At 71.4% G+C, this 16,462-nt stretch carries 9 protein-coding genes and 2 pseudogenes; 8 read left to right on the top strand and 3 right to left on the bottom strand.

Annotation, left to right across the window (positions count from 1 at the left end):
* The first annotated feature begins 86 nt into the window (after positions 1 to 86).
* Genes QSK30_RS20845 through QSK30_RS20830 form a run of 4 tightly spaced genes read left to right on the top strand, consistent with a single transcriptional unit; the run spans position 87 to position 6,556 of the window.
* On the top strand, positions 87 to 2,285 hold the full coding sequence (locus QSK30_RS20845; RefSeq protein ID WP_285505044.1) for a serine/threonine-protein kinase: 2,199 nt from the start codon (positions 87 to 89) through the stop codon (positions 2,283 to 2,285).
* A gap of 25 nt (positions 2,286 to 2,310) precedes the next feature.
* Entirely contained in the window at positions 2,311 to 3,300 is a 990-nt protein-coding gene (locus tag QSK30_RS20840) for an AAA family ATPase (RefSeq protein WP_285505043.1), read from the top strand.
* Positions 3,297 to 4,433 (top strand): DUF58 domain-containing protein, encoded by a 1,137-nt coding sequence (locus QSK30_RS20835; RefSeq protein ID WP_285505042.1) that lies wholly within the window; start codon positions 3,297 to 3,299, stop codon positions 4,431 to 4,433. The genes QSK30_RS20840 and QSK30_RS20835 overlap by 4 nt, the downstream gene beginning before the upstream one ends.
* A complete protein-coding gene (locus QSK30_RS20830; protein ID WP_285505040.1) occupies positions 4,430 to 6,556 on the top strand; it encodes a transglutaminase TgpA family protein in 2,127 nt (708 codons plus the stop codon). Before QSK30_RS20835 ends, QSK30_RS20830 begins: the two co-directional genes overlap by 4 nt.
* Positions 6,557 to 7,541: 985 nt before the next feature.
* On the opposite strand, the gene QSK30_RS20825 is transcribed toward QSK30_RS20830, so the two are convergent.
* The gene (locus tag QSK30_RS20825) at positions 7,542 to 7,685 is read right to left on the bottom strand and encodes a hypothetical protein (RefSeq protein ID WP_285505039.1); all 144 of its coding nucleotides are present in this window, start codon (positions 7,683 to 7,685) and stop codon (positions 7,542 to 7,544) included.
* Positions 7,686 to 7,715: 30 nt separating this feature from the next.
* Positions 7,716 to 8,993 (bottom strand): annotated as a pseudogene (locus QSK30_RS20820) (IS256 family transposase).
* Between the two features lie 73 nt (positions 8,994 to 9,066).
* On the opposite strand from QSK30_RS20820, the pseudogene QSK30_RS20815 reads away from it, so the two are divergent.
* The 4 genes and pseudogenes from QSK30_RS20815 to QSK30_RS20800 all read left to right on the top strand — a co-directional run.
* Positions 9,067 to 9,686: pseudogene (locus tag QSK30_RS20815) on the top strand (IS30 family transposase); the annotation flags it as partial.
* Between the two features lie 190 nt (positions 9,687 to 9,876).
* Positions 9,877 to 10,173, top strand: a complete 297-nt coding sequence (locus QSK30_RS20810; RefSeq protein WP_285505037.1) for a hypothetical protein — start codon at positions 9,877 to 9,879, stop codon at positions 10,171 to 10,173.
* Positions 10,170 to 11,624 (top strand): hypothetical protein, encoded by a 1,455-nt coding sequence (locus QSK30_RS20805; protein ID WP_285505036.1) that lies wholly within the window; start codon positions 10,170 to 10,172, stop codon positions 11,622 to 11,624. Before QSK30_RS20810 ends, QSK30_RS20805 begins: the two co-directional genes overlap by 4 nt.
* Positions 11,621 to 12,241, top strand: coding sequence for a hypothetical protein (locus tag QSK30_RS20800; RefSeq protein ID WP_285505035.1), 621 nt, complete (start codon positions 11,621 to 11,623; stop codon positions 12,239 to 12,241). The genes QSK30_RS20805 and QSK30_RS20800 overlap by 4 nt, the downstream gene beginning before the upstream one ends.
* Here QSK30_RS20800 and QSK30_RS20795 read toward each other — a convergent pair.
* On the bottom strand, positions 12,220 to 16,416 hold the full coding sequence (locus QSK30_RS20795; protein ID WP_285505034.1) for a type VII secretion EssC family protein: 4,197 nt from the start codon (positions 16,414 to 16,416) through the stop codon (positions 12,220 to 12,222). The genes QSK30_RS20800 and QSK30_RS20795 overlap by 22 nt on opposite strands.
* Between the last annotated feature and the right edge of the window lie 46 nt (positions 16,417 to 16,462).

Here is a 16,462-nt window from a genome sequence, read left to right as displayed (position 1 = left end):
GCGGTGCCTCGGGTACGCTCAGCAGCCGGGGTTCGCCGGTGCCGACGATCATCGGACTCCCCATCGGGCCAACCAGGGGGAGCTGGATGGACACGCTGCGGACCCGCTCGGGCGCCGACACCGGGATCGCACTGCACGAGCCGGTCCCCGACCGCGAGCCGTTCGCCGAGGTGGCGGGAACCCGGGTGGCCGACGGCTCGCCGGTGATCGTGCTCGTGGTCACGGCCCCGCTTGAGGGCGCCACCCGGCGGCGGCTGCGCGGCGAGTGCTCATCCCTGGAGGCCGTGCTCGCCGCGGTGGACCCACGGCTGGTGTCGCCGTTGCTGGACCACGGGACCGACGCCGAGGACCGGCCGTTCCTAGTGCTGGCGGGCGGGACCGAACTCGTCCCGGACGGCCCGTTGCCGCCCGCCGCGGTCGCCGAGGCGGCCGCGGCGCTGGGTTCGGGCTTGGCGGCCCTGGCCGAGCACGGGATCACCGGTCCGGTGCCGCCGGTGTACCGGACCGCGTCCGGCGGGCTGGTGTTGGGCACACCGCTGCCACCCGCGCTGGCCGAGTTGGCGGCCGTCGCCGGGTCGGACGTCCACACACCGGCGGAGGTGCTCGCGGGTGGGCCGTGGACCGCGCGCGGGCAGACCCACGCGTGCGCGTCACGGTTGTGGACGCTGCTCGCGGGACGGCCGCCGTTCGAGGCCACGCAGGCGGGCAGACTGGCCCGGCTGACCGGCGACCTACCGCGTTTCCCCCGCGCGGACATCCCCTCCGGCTCGGTCGCGGTTCTGTCGAGTGGTCTGTCCAAGGTCGAGTCCGACCGGCAGGCGACGGCGTCCGCACTGGTCGAGGAGTTCATCGCCGAACTGTCCCGCGGCGGGCGGACCGGCACGCAGACGGTGATCACCGCACGACCCCGGGTGACCGGGAAGCCGTTCGGGAGCGGGTACCTGCTCGACCCGGAGCCGATCGGCCAGGGCGCCAGCGGGATCGTGATGTCCGGCCGCCGTGTCGACGGCACACCGGTCGCGGTCAAGCTGCTGCGGCCCGAACTGGCCGACAACCCGCGCGTGGTGACCAGGTTCTTCCAGGAGCGCGAGATCGTCCGCGGCGTCGTGCACCCGAACCTCGTCCGGGTGCACGACGTCCTCTTCGACGAGGGCAGGCTCGGGATCGTGATGGACCTCGTAGTCGGCGAGGACCTGCGCCGACTGGTCGACCGCGGCGCGGTGGCGCTGCCCGAGGCGGCCGACCTGCTGGCGCAGACGGCGGGCGCGCTGTCCGCGGTGCACGCGGCTGGGATCGTGCACCGCGATCTCAAGCCGGAGAACGTCCTGCTGACCGGCCCACCCGGCGCGCGCAAGGCGTTGCTGACCGACTTCGGGATCGCCCGCGCGGTCGACGGTGCGACCCAGGTCACCGAGTTGGTGTGCACACCGGCCTACGTGGCACCGGAGCTGCTCGACGGTCGTGTGCCCCTGCCCGCGGCCGACGTGTACTCCCTCGGTGTCACCGCGTACGAGTTGCTCACCGGCGAACGGCCGTTCCGCGGGCAGGGACGTGACGACCTGCTGCGGGCGCACCGCGACGAGCAGCCCGCGCCCGCACCGGGTATGGCGCCGCCGGTGTGGAACCTGATCGCCGCGTGCCTCGACAAGCGGCCGGAGCACCGGCCGACGGCGGCGGACGCGGCGCGGGCGTGGGCGGCGTTCTCCACGCCACGCGCGCTGAGCGCGATCCCCGTGCCACGTCCGCCGGGCGGGAACGTCCAGTCCTCGGTGCAGCAGTCGACGATCCTGCCCGAGCGCCCACTCCCGGTGCGCCCGCCCGCGCCGGGGAAACAGCCGCGGCCCAGACGAGGCCGGGCCGTGCTGCTCGCCGTCGCCCTCACGGCGGTCATCGGCGGCGGCGTCGGGGTGGGTCTGGCCACGTCTCAGGGGACACGCACGGCCGCACCCACCACCCAGGTGGTCCCGACCACCAGCCAGACACCGGGCACCCAGCTCTACCCGGTGTCGGCGAGCGTCAGCCTCGACGCGTCCGGCACGGCGACAGTCCGGTGGTCGGCCGATCCCGAGCACCTGCCCGGTCTGCGCGCATACCTGGTCTACCGGGTCGGCGACGACGGCGACTTCATCCAGCAGGAGGGGCAGAACCTGCCGCCGACGACCACCTCCCAGGTGATCGCGGGAATCCGCGACGGCCAGCAGGCGTGCTTTCGAGTGTTCGCCTACGGCGTCACCACACCGCCTTCCACCCCCTCACCCCCGCCGACCTGCGCGGGCGCGCCCTAGCCCGCCTCCCCACCAAGGAAACCCAGTGACACCTGCTCCCACCACCGCCACGGTCGAGGACGTCACGGCCGTGCGGTCGGTCGCCGACGCCGTGATCGCGAACGTCGAGACCGTGCTGCGCGGCAAGACCGGTGCGGTCCGGCTGGCCCTGGCGTGCATGCTCGCCAAGGGGCACCTGCTGATCGAGGACGTGCCGGGCACCGGCAAGACGTCCCTGGCCAAGGCGCTCGCCGCCAGCGTCGGCGGCACCTCCCACCGCGTGCAGTTCACCCCGGACCTGCTTCCCGGCGACATCACCGGGGTGTCGGTGTGGGACCAGGGGCGAGCCGTGTTCGAGTTCCGGCCCGGCCCGGTGTTCGCCAACGTGGTGGTCGCCGACGAGATCAACCGCGCCTCGCCCAAGACCCAGTCCGCGCTGCTGGAGGTGATGGAGGAGGCCCAGGTGACCGTCGACGGCGTCGGGCACGCGGTGCCGCTGCCGTTCCTGGTCGTGGCCACGCAGAACCCGATCGACCTGGAGGGCACTTACCGGCTGCCGGAAGCGCAGTTGGACCGGTTCCTGATGCGGATCGCGCTGGGGCACCCGGACCTCGACGCGGAGCAGGCGATCCTGTCCGGCCGCGCGGCCGCGGCCCCGCCCGCGGTGCGCCCGGTGGTGGACCCGGACCGGTTCGCGGCGCTGCAGGAGGTCGTGTCGCGGGTGTACGTCGCCCCGGAGTTGGCCCGCTACATAGCCTTGCTCGCCAGGGCGACGCGCGAGCACAGCGCGCTGCGCCTCGGGGTGAGCACCCGGGGCAGTCTCGCGGTCGTCCGCGCCGCCCAAGCGCACGCCGCTTGTGCCGGTAGGCACTTCGTGCTCCCGGACGACGTCAAAGCCGTGGCCACGCCGGTGATCTGCCACCGGCTGGTGTTGGCCGCGCAGGCCGACATCCGCGGGGCGACGGCCGGGGCCGTGCTGGGTGAGGTGCTCTCCTCGGTCGCCCTGCCGTCCTCGGCGATGGCGGGGACGGCGTGACCCGGACCGGCGTCGGGCTGCTCGTCGCGTCGATCCTGTCGTACGCGGCCGGGGTGCTGCTGGGGTACGGGGTCCTGGTGGCGCTGGCGATCGGCGGTGCTGCGGCGTTGGTGTGCGCGGCGGCCGCCGTCGCGGTACGGCCGCGAGTGGTGCTGCGACGTCGAGTGGAACCGGAACGGGTCAGCGTCGGCGAGTCCGCGATGGGGCGGATCGAAGCGCACAACCAGTCACGGTGGCCATCACCGGCGTTCGTCGCCGAGGACCGCGTCGGTGCTGAGCGGGTCGAGGTCGCGGTCGCCGCGCTCGCTGGCGGCGGCAGACGGGCGGCGCACTACCCGGTACCGACGACCCGGCGCGGCAGACTCCGGATGGGACCGCTGACCGTCGTCCGCCGAGACCCACTCGGACTGCTGAGACGAGCCCGAGCGCAGGCGAGCGACGAGGTGCTGTGGGTCCACCCCCGCGTGCACCCGATGCGGCCGCTGCCCATCGGTCTGGTGCTGGACTACGAGGGGACGGTCAACGAGAACTCCCGAGCGGGCACGGTCACCTTCTCGTCGCTGCGCGAGTACGTGGCGGGGGACGACCCCCGGCAGATCCACTGGCGGTCGACGGCGCGCACCGGCTCAATGATGGTCCGCGAACACGTCGACACGACCGAGCCCCGCACCGCCGTCGTGCTCGACACCCGTGCCGGTGTCATGGACGAGGCGGTGTTCGAACACGCCGTCGAGGTCGCCGCCTCGGTCGCCGAGGCGGTCGCCGCGGTGGGCCGACCAGTGGCCCTGCACATAGTGGGCGAGGAGATCGCGGCAAGCGCGCACCCACGGCTCGACCGGTTGGCCGCGGTCGCGCAGACACCCGACCAGGATCCGGCGCGGCTGCTGGAGGTGGTGGACCGCGTCGACCCCGGGGGCAACCTCGTTGTGGTGACCGGCACCGCCGACCCGGCGGCGGTGACCAAGCTCGCCGACCAACGGCGCCGCTTCGGCGCGGTCGTCGCGGTGACGCTGTTCGGCGGTCACGGCCACACCGGCGGTCGACGCCGTCCGGGGATGGTCGTGCTCAGTGCCGGGACCGCGACCGACGCGGCCGGGGCGTGGAACCAGATGGTGGGCGGTGGTACCAGGTGATCCGCCAGGGGCGTGCCGCCGGGGTTCTCGCGGTCGCGTCGGCAGGTGCCACCGCGGGCTTGGCGGGTCTGGGGTTCGGACCGGTGTTCGGCGCGGCGCCCTATCCGGCGGCGTTCGTCATCGCCGTGCTGTCTGCCGCGGCCGCGGGCACGGTGGCCGCCGTGATCGGCGTGCTGGTTCCCCGGCTACCCAAGGTGGTCGTGGCGCTGGGTGGGATCGCGGTGGTGGCGGGTGCGGTCGTGGTCACGACCGCACCGGACTCGGGTGTCCTCAATGGACCGTGGCTGCTGCTCACCGGGGCATTGCCCGCTGACGTCAACGGCGCCGGGCTGAGCGCGGTAGCCGCGGTGACGGGCTGGGCCGCGCTGACCGCGGGTCTGCTCAGCGACGGCACTCGAAGCGCGTTGTGGGCCTTAGCGCCCCCACTCGGCTGCCTGGTCGCCGGGCTAGGTGTGGGGGCATCAGGCCCCGCGCTGCCCGCCTGGCACGCGCCCGCGTTTGTCATCGCCGCGGTGGCCGTGCTTGCCTTGTCCCAGCGGGCGACCCGTTCACCCGGCTCGGTAGTGGCCGCTGCCCTGGTCGCCGTGATCGCGGCGGTGGCGACGACAGTTCTCGGGCCCGTCGCCCCCGGTGTGGGGACACGTCTGCCCGCCGATGCCCGCGAGCTCGTCGAGGCACCGGTAACCCCGCGGACCGGTGTCAGCCCACTCCAACAGTTCCCCGCACTGCGCGCGGGGATCCAGCCCGTGCGATTGTCCGGAACCGTGTCGCGGCACGTGGACCTGTTGCGCATGGCCACACTGAGCCAGTTCGACGGTACATATTGGACGGTGCGAGCCGACTACCGGCGTGCGGGGACCGTGCTCCCCATCCCGCCGGACAACGGGGTCCCGCTGACGACCGTCACCCAGCAGGTGCGGATCGTCATTCCGGGCCCGCTGGCCTGGCTGCCCACCGCGGGCCGCCCACGCACCGTCGACGTCGGAGACCTCGGCGTCGACGAGGACAGTGGCGACCTCGTCCTCCCCGCGGACCGACCGATCCCGGACGGCTACAACGCGAGCTCGGTACTGCCCGACCTGACCCCGGAACGCATCCGCGCGGGCACACCGGACCGCACGACATCCGAAATGGACGTACCGGCCGCTCTGCGCTCCTTCGCCGAGGACGCCGTGCACGGCACGCCGTCGGGCTCATCGGCGCTGTTGGCCCTGCTGACCCGCTTCACCGGCCCGGCCACCGAGTTCCGCCTCGACGAGTCCCCCGACGCCCCCAGCGGCCACGGCCTCTTCCAGATCGCCCGCCTGCTCGAAGACCACCGCGGGACCGCGGAACAGTACGCCAGCGCCTACGCCGTCCTGGCACGCCGACTCGGCTACGACGCCAGGGTGGTGATCGGCTTCCGCCCCCAATACCCGGGCGGACCGGACTCGAAACCCTTCACCGTCACCGAACACGACGTCGACGCCTGGGTAGAGGTCCACTACTCGGACCTGGGCTGGGTCCCCATCGACCCGACCCCCCGGGACAAGCCCATCGGCGCGACCAGCCAAACCGCACCGGAAACACCGCGTGGCGGTTCCCAGGACGCGGCCCGACAAGCGGCCCAGGACCAAGCCCTACCGCACGAACCCGAAGCGACCGCGACGATTCCCCCCACACCCCAGCCATCCTCGGTGTCAGCCGCACTCGTGGCCCTGATGACCGCGGCCGTCCTGGCCCTGGCAGTACTCGCCATCCCGATCGCGAAACAACTCCGCCGCGCACGCCGCCGGAACCAACCCACCACCCTGGCCATCGCCTTCGCGTGGCAGGAGACCCTGGATCGCTTCCGCGAACTGGGTGTGCGCATCCCCGCGTCCCTGACCAGGTCGGAGGTCGTCACCCTGACCTCGCGCACACCTCTGGTCTCACCCGAGACCGCCATCCTCCTCACCCACCTCGCACACACCGCCGACACGACGATCTACGCCCCAGACCCACCGACCCCAGCCGACAAGACCGCCGCTTGGACCACCACCCGGCACACCCGCCACCAGATCAGCCGCGCGGCCCACCCAATCCGCCGTGTCGCCGCGCATATGAACCCCGTGGTCCTGTTCACCAGGAATAGCCCATGGTGATCGAGGTGATGAACGCGCATTTGACTGAGTGACCCGAAACTGTCGACGACGACCACGTCACCGCCACCGTGGCCCAGTGCTCGTACGACAGGACCATGTCGACCCGCCCTCCGCTCGGTCTCAAGACGACGAGGCCTCGCGAACTGGACGGCTCCGGAAACCCGCAGCTCAAGAGGTGTACGACTTTCGTGCGGACGCAGTACGAGCCTCGCCGAGGAGTCGAACGCACACGGGAGCAGGAGCGAAACCGGCGATTCGTACCTACATGACCGACCGTCAAGTGCGCTGAACATGCCGCAAGCCATCCGAATTGGAGACCACCTTCTGCGTTTCCGCAGGTCAGGCCATGATCGGGGCGCGTCTGGGGGGCAAGGGGTCGCAGGTTCGAATCCTGTCAGCCCGACCGACAGAGGAGTCTTCGCAGGTGAAAGCCTGCGGAGGCTCAACTTTCGCTGTCTCGGGGCGTGCTCCCACACCGAGCACAGCGCTCGGTGCCACCTTGACCTCAAGGGTTGAGCACATGTCCTACGAGCCCGAGGAGGCCGCGCGGGGTGAGGCGGTCGGCGGTGAGGGCGTCGAAGGACGACCTCGATCGACTCCTCGCCGTCGCGCACGAGGGCATCAAGTTCGGTCCGTTCCTGGGTTCCGCGCCCGGGGGCGTAGTGCAGTCCGGCCAGTGTGGGGACACTCCACTGTCCGGGTGCGGAGAGCAAGTAGTTCGCGGCGGCCTCGGCGCGAGTGGTTTCGCGGTCTTCCCAGATCATCCTGGCGGCCAGTTCGTCCGTCGGCCACGGGGTGCGGGTTTCGTCGGTTCCGCTGTACACCTCGTCGACCAGCTTCGGGACGTCGGCGGGCACCGACCAGCCGTCGACCTCGGCGCGCAGGACGAGGTCCGCGGTGCGCAGCAGCAGGTGGCGACCGTAGATGAACTCACTGCTGCCGAGGAACTCTGGGGCCGCTCCGTCCGCGACGGTGAACCCGGTGATCACGGCGGTCGGGTTCGCAGCGACAGTGGCCGCTGGCCGCGGTCGTGTCGGTGCAGTCGGCCGATCCGCTGCAGCAGCAGGTCGATGGGTGCAAGGTCGGAGACCAGCAGGTCGGCGTCGACGTCGAAGGACGGGTCTATCAAACGAACGGTGTAACTCGGGTTGAAGGGGAACTACTTGCGTCCGGCGGCCAGGCGACCGTCGAAGGCGATCTCGAACGCGTTCAGTGCGGGTTTCCACCGCATGGTCCAGCGTTTACGGCCTGCGCCGGTCGGGTCGAGGCTCATGCTCGCCATGTAGACGCACTTGAGCGCGGCTTGCTCGTTCGGGAAGTGCCCGCGGGCCTTGACCGCGCGGCGGATGCGGGCGTTAACGCTCTCGATCGCGTTGGTCGAGCAGATCACCCGCCGGATCTCCGGATCGAACACCAGGAACGGCACGAACTCCGCCCAGGCGTTGTCCCACAACCGCACGATCGCCGGACACCTGCCGCCCCACTCCTGCGCGAACTCGGCGAACCGCTCCCGCGCGGCGGCCTCGGTGGCTGCGGTATAGACCGGCTTGAGCGCCTTGGCGATGGCGTCCCAATGCTGACGGCCGGCGTAGCGAAAATGTTGCGCAACAAGTGAACCACGCAAGTCTGAGTGATCGTCTGCGGCCAGACCGTGGTGATCGCATCCGGCAGGCCGGTCACGCCGTCGCAGACGACCATGAGCACGTCAGCCACGCCCTGGTTCTCGAGTTCGGTGAGCACGTGCAGCCAGTACTTGGCGCCCTCGCCGCCGTCGCCGGCCCACAGTCCGAGGATGTCGCGGCGGCCCTCGGAGGTGACCGCGAGCGCGACATAGATGGGCCGGTTGGCGACCTGCCCGTCGCGGATCTTGACGTGGATGGCGTCGATGAAGATCACCGGATAGACCGGGTCCAGGGGCCGGTTCTGCCACTCGACCATGCCCTCGATGACCTTGTCGGTGATCGTGGAGATCGTCTGCCGGGACACCTCGGCCCCGTAGACCTCGGCCAAGTGCGCGGAGATCTCACCGGTCGTGAGACCCTTCGCGGCCAGGGAGATCACCATCTCGTCGACCCCGCCCAGGCGTTTCTGACGCTTGGCCACGATCTTCGGCTCGAAGCTAGCGTCCCGGTCACGCGGCACGTCGATCTCGACCGGGCCAACGTCGGTGAGCACGGTCTTGGACCGGTGCCGTTGCGCGAGTTACCGGTCCCACGGCCGACTGGGTCGTGCTTGTCATAGCCGAGGTGGTCGGTGATCTCACCCTCGAGCGCGGACTCCAGCAGCCGCTTGGTCAGCTGCGCCAGCACCCCGCCCTCGCAGGTCAGCTGCAGCCCACTGGCCTGGGCGTGGCTCACCAACTGCGCCACGAGCTGCTCGTCCAGGCCGTCCAGTCCGGTTGCGGGCTTCGAGTTCTCGGCGTTCTCCCGCCGGACATCATGTCGGTCATCAGGTGCCTTCCATGATCGGGAGTTACACCGAACGTTTTGCAGTCCCGGTTGAGCAGGAGTTACGCCCAACCGGTCGCGACGCTGCGCCGGGAGTTGATCGCGTTGCGCACCAGCCGCACGAAACGGACCGGTCCGCGCCCCGCACCGGCACCGCGGATCCGGGAGCCCCACTACATCGACGAACGCCCCGACGAGGTCGAAGGCCGTGCTGTGCCTGGTCACCGGGAAGGGGACCTGGTGATCGGCAAGGGCGGCACAACCGCGGTGACGACCCTGGTCGAGCGCACCAGCCGGTTCCTCATCCTCATCCCGCTGACCGGGCGGCACTCGCTGACCGTGACCCAGGCGATCATCGCCGCCGTCGGCGACCTCCCCGCAACGGTGAAGCGGTCGTTGACGTGGGACTGCGGGTCGGAAATGGCTCTGCACTCCGATGTCACAGCGACAGGTTTGCCGGTGTTCTTCGCCCACCCGCACTCACCCTGGGAACGCGGCAGCAACGAGAACCTCAACCGCATCGTCCGCGAGTACCTGCCCACAGGCGTCGAGATCACCAGCGACCCCACCTACCTCGCCGCCATCGCCGCGGAGATCAACGACCGACCCGTAAACTCCACCACTGGAAGAAACCAAGCGAGGTATTCACCGAACTCCTCCAAGCAGATGCTTCCACCGCCTGAACCTGCCAAACTGACACAGGCCTCGCCGGAGGACTTTCACCTTCCATCGCCTCTCCTTTTCCTCGAGCCGAGCTTCTTCGGATCACACGGCAGAAAGGTGCACCACAACGGCGGGCCTCCGTCGGAGGCCACGTCGTAACGGCACCCGAGGCGGGCACGATCTCCGGTGAGACGAGGGAGGGGTTGCCCAGTGGCCGATGGTGCTGGTTTCGCGGTCGATGTCGGTGCGGTGGCGCGGTTGCTCGGCGAGCTGCGGTCGCTGCGCGACGATCTGGGAGGGCAGCGGGGGCAGCGCCTCGACGAGGCGGTCAGCGGGTCGGTGCCGGTGAGCAGGGCCGTGGCCCGGTTTGTCGACCGGTGGGATGATGGGCGGGAGCGGATCAGGGACAACCTGGGCAGCACCATCGACTCGTTGGAGGCGGCTCTGCGGATGTACGCCGAGGTCGAGCAGGCAGGCACGAACGCGTTCGTCGGGTTCACCAGGTGAGCGCCCTCGGGTACGACCCCACGCCAGGTGAGCCGGACGGGGTTCGGCGGGTTGCGGCGTTGTTCGGGACTGTGTCCACCACGGCGGAGCTGGCGAACAAGGCCCTGCACCGGATAGCGGGCAGCGAGGTGGACGACATCTGGACGGGGCAGGCCGCACTCGCGTTCCGGACCACGTTGGAACAGGCGTGCGACGACCTGACGAAGCTGCAGCACTCCCACGATGACGCGCGCGCGGCGCTGTTGTCCTACGCCACCGCGCTCGGCGAGGCCCAGGACATCGCGCGGCGGGCGGGTCGCGACGCGGACAGTGCCGTCGCCGACAGGGACGGGGCGCGCGGTCGTGAACACACCGAGCGGACGGCGGCGCGAGCCCTCGCGGACGCCGCCACGAAGGCCAGGGCGCGGCAGATGCTCGCGAACACAGCCCGCGGCGCCGCCGAGATGACCGGTGACCTGGCCACTGCCAACCTGCACCTCGGCGAGGCCGAGCGACAGGGGCGGACCGCGTCGGAGGCCGAGGCGGCCAGGCAGGACGCCGACCGGCGGGCCGAGCGGGCAGGCACCGACGCGGAGTCGGCGGACGACCGCTTCACCGCCGCGCGGCGACTCGCCGAGAGCGCCGCCGAACAGCGCGACAGCGCCGCGCACCGGGCCGTGCGGGCGTTGGACGAAGCCAGTGACGAGGGGATCCAGCCCAGGAACTTCCTCGAGCGGGCGCACGACGGTGTCATCGAACTGGTGACCTCCAAGGGGTTCGACGAGTTCGTCGACTTCCTTTCCGCCGCGGGTGACGTGCTGCTCTCGCTCGCTCCGGTGGCCGTCATAGCCTGCGCGGCGGGGGGCTTCCTGATCGGTGGGCCCGCGGGCCTGGCGGCCGGGCTCGCGCTCGGCGCGACGGTCAACCGGGTCATGACCGGGACCGGGCTGGCATTCAAGGCCGCCGCGCTCGGCGGGCGGATGGCACAGGCCGCAGCGGATCCGGGAAAGCAGGGGGACATGATCGACGCGGGTGTCGACATGGTGGTCACCGGCGTGACGACCAAGCTGTTCGCGGGCTCCCCCAAGGGCAAGCCGCTGGTCTCCGGCAGCGAACTGATAGAAGGTCTGCGCGACGTCAAGCGGACGCTGAGCTTCGACAACAACACCCACCTCGATGGGGTGGCGCGGAAGGTCCTCTGGGAGACGGTGGAAGTCGCGCCGAAGGTGACCCCCCACTTCAGACTCCTCAGGGAGAACGCCGCGATCGCCCAAGACGCCAAGGCGTTGCTCGAACTGGGTGCCTTCGGCGCCGACACCGGGAAGGGGATCAGCAAGACGGTGGAGATGTTGCAGGGCGGAGATCCGTCCGACCCGACTTCGGTCGAGGCGAACGTCGCCGAGAACGGCGTCGACCTCATCACCGACGTGGTGGTCGGCGTCGGCGAGGACGTCCTGGGAGGTAGGAGATGACCGCGGTGACGGGATCGGTGGCACTGCGGCTGCCGAAGGAGTGGCTGGAACTCGACCCCCGGGTGGAGGACATCGCCGCGGACCTGCGCCGGACGGCGGTCGAGCAGTGGGGCGACCGGGTCGACCTGGCCGTGCTCGACCGGATCGCGGCACCGGTGACGGCCGAACTGCGCAGGTTGTCCGCGATGGCCGACATCGTGCTGGCCGGGTGCTACACCGACGTGGTCGAGGCGGCGGCCGGTGGAGAACCGCTGGTCCTCACCGCCAACGTCCTGCTGGCGATCTCCCCGCCGGTAGACGGGATCGCGGGCATCCGCCGGGCGCTGTCGGCGAAGGACGACTTGGAGGTCACCGGGGTCGAACTCGCGGCGGGGACCGCGGTGCTGGCCACCGGGCGGATCGAACTGAACCGTCCGGAGTGGACCGAGCCGGTGCCTGCGCTGTTCCACCGGTACTTCATCCCTTTCCCCGGCGCCGACCGCGCCGCCGTCTTGTCTTTCCTCACCCCCAACGTGGACCTGGCGGACGAGTTCGCGACGATCTTCCGCACGATCGCCGACACCCTGGCGATGACCGCAGGCCGACCCGCGGCCGGTCAGCCGGGCAGCGGGACCTGACCGACGACCCTGCCCGCCCTGCCGACGAAGTGACCTCGCCCGGGTGGGCAGGCGAAGAGAGCCTCGGCACCGAAGGTCACTCCGAGGAACGTCCCCCGCGTCGGCGCGAGCAGCACACCCGTCTCGGTGGCCGCCAGCTTCTTGACCAGCGCCGTCGCCCCGAACAAGGCAGGCAGCCGGTCGAGCTGGGCGGAGCCGATCAGCAGTGGCCCGTCGGCGCCGCCGAGGCGGGCCACCACCTCATCCGGGATGACCACCCGGTCGGCGTCATCGACGACGACCGCCCCGATCCCCGAACCGACCAGGTCGGCCAGGCGGTCTGGGGAAACGATGTCCACGCCGTCGGCGGCCGCCCACCCGTGTTCCGGGCACGCGCGATCGCGCACCAGCACGACCTTCACCCCGGTGCGGGCAAGCGACACGGCCATGGTGCTGACCGCCGTGCTCCGACCGGACTTGGGCGGCCCCGCCACCGTGATGACCCCACCCGCCTCGGCGGCGTCGACCCAGTGCTGGCCTACCTCGTCACCCGAGAGGCCGAAGAGGACCGGGAACCCGGCCGGGGCCTTGCCCGGGGCGCGCAGGACCTCGGCGAGAGTGGTCTTCTTCGGCAGGCCGTCGACCCGGAACGGCGCGGGCCGGGCGTCCGGGCCGACGACCGCCCGCTCGACGTGCGCCAGGAAGGCCTGGCGCTGGGCGGGTCCGGTGAGATCACCGGTGAGCACCGGGAACTGGACCTCGGTGCCGTCCGCACACCAGACCGCCCGGCCGGGTGCGGGCAGGGCGGTGACGTCCACTCCCCTGGGCAGCTCGATCACACCCACCCTCGAACCGTCCGCCACCCGCAGGCAGAGCTGGTGCGCGAAGGGCCGCAGGTAGGGGCGGGAGAACGTGGTGTCGCGAGTGGACAGGCAGAACGTGATCCCCGCCCGTTGGGCACCGACGGAGAGCGCGGTGAGCCGGTCGAACCGGCCCGAGCGGTCGGGGTGGAGCGTGTCGGCGTCGTCGACGAACACGACGATGTGGACAGGCGCCAGGACGGGGTCGACGGCGCGCCATTCCGCCAGTGACGCGAAACCGCTCTCCGACAACAGGTCCAGCCGTTCGCGGGTCGTGGCCTCCAACCGGTCGAACAGCCGGTCGATCCGCCAGGTCTCGTCCGCGGGGATGACCGCGCCGCACTGCGGCAACCCGGCGAGGTCGGCGAGACCGCGGGCACCGTCGACGGCGTAGATCGCCACCGGCCCTGCGGCCACCAGCCCCGCCGCGATGCCGCGCAGCGCAGTGGACCTGCCGGTCCCGGCCCCGCCGATGACCAGCAGGTTGCCCGTGCCGAGCGGGAGGGAGAACTGGTCCTGCCGCTGGTGCAGCGGCTCGTCGCGGCAGCCGAGCAGCATGCCGTCCGGCACGGGCATCAGCTCATCGAGGGTCAAGACCCTCGGCAGCGGGTCCACCCACGGCCGGTGCGGCGGCACCAGACCGGTCTGCTCGGCGGCAACGGCGATGCGGTCGAGGAGGTCGTGCAGATCGGTGTGCAGCGCGTTCGACTCGCTCTTGCCCCGCGCCGGGAGGGCTGTGTCATCCCAGTGCAGCGGCACAGCCCTGGCAGGCAGCGCCGTGGCATCACCAGCCGGTGCCGCGGACCACGCGGGCTGGACCTCGCGGAGTTCGTCCTCGCGCAGGACGAAGGCCCGTCCCGCCTGCCCGGCAGGCATCAGCGCGGCGTCGTCCCGGCCGTTGAGGATTTTGCTGCTGTCGGAGGTGCTGAACACGCGCAGGCATACGCGCATCCGCATGTTCGCGATCATCGAGCCGCCTACGTCACCCGCGACCTGCGTGGCCAGGATCAGGTGCACACCGACGGACCTGCCCTTGCGGGTGACGCTGACCAACTCCTCGACCACCTTGGGCACGCGCGCGTTCAATTCGGCGAACTCGTCGATGACGATGACCAGCCTGGCCAGTGGTGGCAGCGTGGTGTCGGCCTCTGCAGCCAGGCCGTAGTCGGTGAAGTTGCCGACGCCCGCGCGATCGAAGAGGACCTCCCTGCGGTCGAGCTCCGTCCTGAGCGAGGTGAGCACCCTTGTCGGCGAACCGCTCAGGTTGGTGACCTCGCCGACGACGTGCGGGAGCCTGCGCAGATCGCGGAAGGTGGCGCCACCCTTGTAGTCGACGAAGAGGAAGTTCAGGCGCGAGGGCGGGTTCGCGACGGCGAGGCTGGTGAGCAGCGTGATCAGGAATTCGCTCTTGCCGGATCCCGGGCGCCCGACGACAACGCCGTGCGGGCCGTGCGCGCGGTCTCCGTCGGAGATGTCGATGGAGACCGGGCCCGCCGGATCGACACCCACTGGGACCGACGTCTCGTCCGCGGCGGTCGCCCACCGGGCAGCGAGCACGGCGGGCGTGGTGTCAGGCATCAGGTCTCCGAGCCTGACGACGTCGGGGAAGCCCGCGTCCGCCCCTGAGCCCACTAGTCTCAACGGGGCCAAGGACCGCGCTGCGTCCTCCGCGGACACCGGGTCGACGCGGTCGGGGGCCAGGGTGACCTCGTCGCGACCGGACACCCACAGGCGCGCCGGCGCGCCCACCGACAGCACCGCTGTGCACTGGGCGGGCAGACCCGCGACACCGGAGTCGACGCAGACGAATCGCAGACCTGCCGCCGCCCCGTCGCGCAGCAGCGCCGCCACCTCGGAGCGGGCACCGAGCCGGGCCGTCCCCACCAGCACAACCAGGGTGTGCGGTCGCACTGCGGTGCGGCCGTCCTGGTTCCGGGTGATCGCGGCGGTCAGTTCGGCGACCAGGGGGGCGACGGTGTCGTCGGTCCACGCCGCGCGGACCGAACCGTCGGCGCGCCGGACGTGCGGGAGCCACCGCGCCCAGGCCAGTCCGGGCGCGTTCGGGGCGATGACCGCGATCCGCAGGTCCGGGCCGTGCAGCACAGCGGTCTGGAGCAGGACCCAGTCGAGCACACCAGCGATCTCCCCCGGCGCGCCCGCGATCCCCAGCGCCCCCGCCGAACCGAGGTCGACGCCGTGCGGTGCGTCGACAAGCGACAGCGCGGGCCAGTCCTTCACGGGGATCGGGCCGGTCATCGGCACCGACGGCGGCCGGGAGGCGGTGCCGAGCCGGATCCGGAGCCAGTCGTCGTCCGCGGGGAGCCGCTGCCACAGCGCGGACGTGCGGTCCATGGCCGCCCGCAGCAGGCCCCGCGGTTCCGGCCACTCGCCCCGGAGGTGGGCGTCCTCGTCGTCGGTGTGCGCCAGGGCGAGGCGGCGGGCGGCGCCGACCTTCTCCGCGTACTCACCCTCGACGCGGACCTTCCGCGTCCGCTCGGTCCGCTTTCCCTGCCACCACATGCCGAGTGCGGTCAGCGGTGACAGGATGGCGAACAACAGGTAGATCATGTGTCCGAAGACGAGGGCGAGGACGACGCCGGGGACCAATGCGGCCAAGGCGGGCAACAGGATCGGGACGCGCATCGGTTCCAGCGCCGAGGGCGTGCTCGGTAGCGCGATGCTCCCGGTCGGCGCGGGGACGCGGTGCCTGGGTGCGCGGTTGAGCATGAGGCGGCCCTGGCCGTCCGGTCGGGTGACGGCGGGGTCGCCGGAGACCTCCACGGCCAGCCGCACACCGCCCACCTGGAACCGTTCCCCCGGCGGCAGGTCGACCGGGCGGTGTTTGTCGAGGAAGGGCACGTCGGCGAACCGCCCGGCGTGGCTGATCCTGGTCTTGTTCACCGATCCCAGGTCGACGACCTCCGTGCGGTCCCCCAGCCAGCGCACAGACGCGTGCATGCGTGAGACGTCGGTGTCGGCCAGGTCGAGGTCGACCCCCGGTCCGCGTCCGACGACAACCGCCCGACCCCGTTCCAAGGGCAGGACCTGGCCCGTGTCCGCGCCGGACAGCACGCGCAGGAGGGGCCCCCGCCGGGACGCGGCCGGTGCGCGGGACAAACCCGAGTAGTCGAGCAGGCACCCGTCGCGCACCGCGGAGTCGCCCATGGTGGTCGACCGGTCCGCCACGGCACCGTCCACGGCCGGATTCCCTGACAGACCGAGGGATCCAGCCACCAGGTCGAGCACCTCCCCCACCCGGTGGTCGGGGTCGCACTCGATCGCGACGTCCTGCGGACGATCGATCCGTGGATCGCGGACCGATACTCGAACGCGCACGCGTCCCCCTCTTCCGTGGTGGTTGCTGTGACTATCGCCGCGCACC

The sequence above is a fragment of the Actinokineospora sp. NBRC 105648 genome, from assembly GCF_030269645.1.
Taxonomy (GTDB): domain Bacteria; phylum Actinomycetota; class Actinomycetes; order Mycobacteriales; family Pseudonocardiaceae; genus Actinokineospora.
The sequence above is the reverse complement of the archived record's forward strand: the minus strand, read 5'-3'. Positions and strand labels throughout refer to the sequence as shown.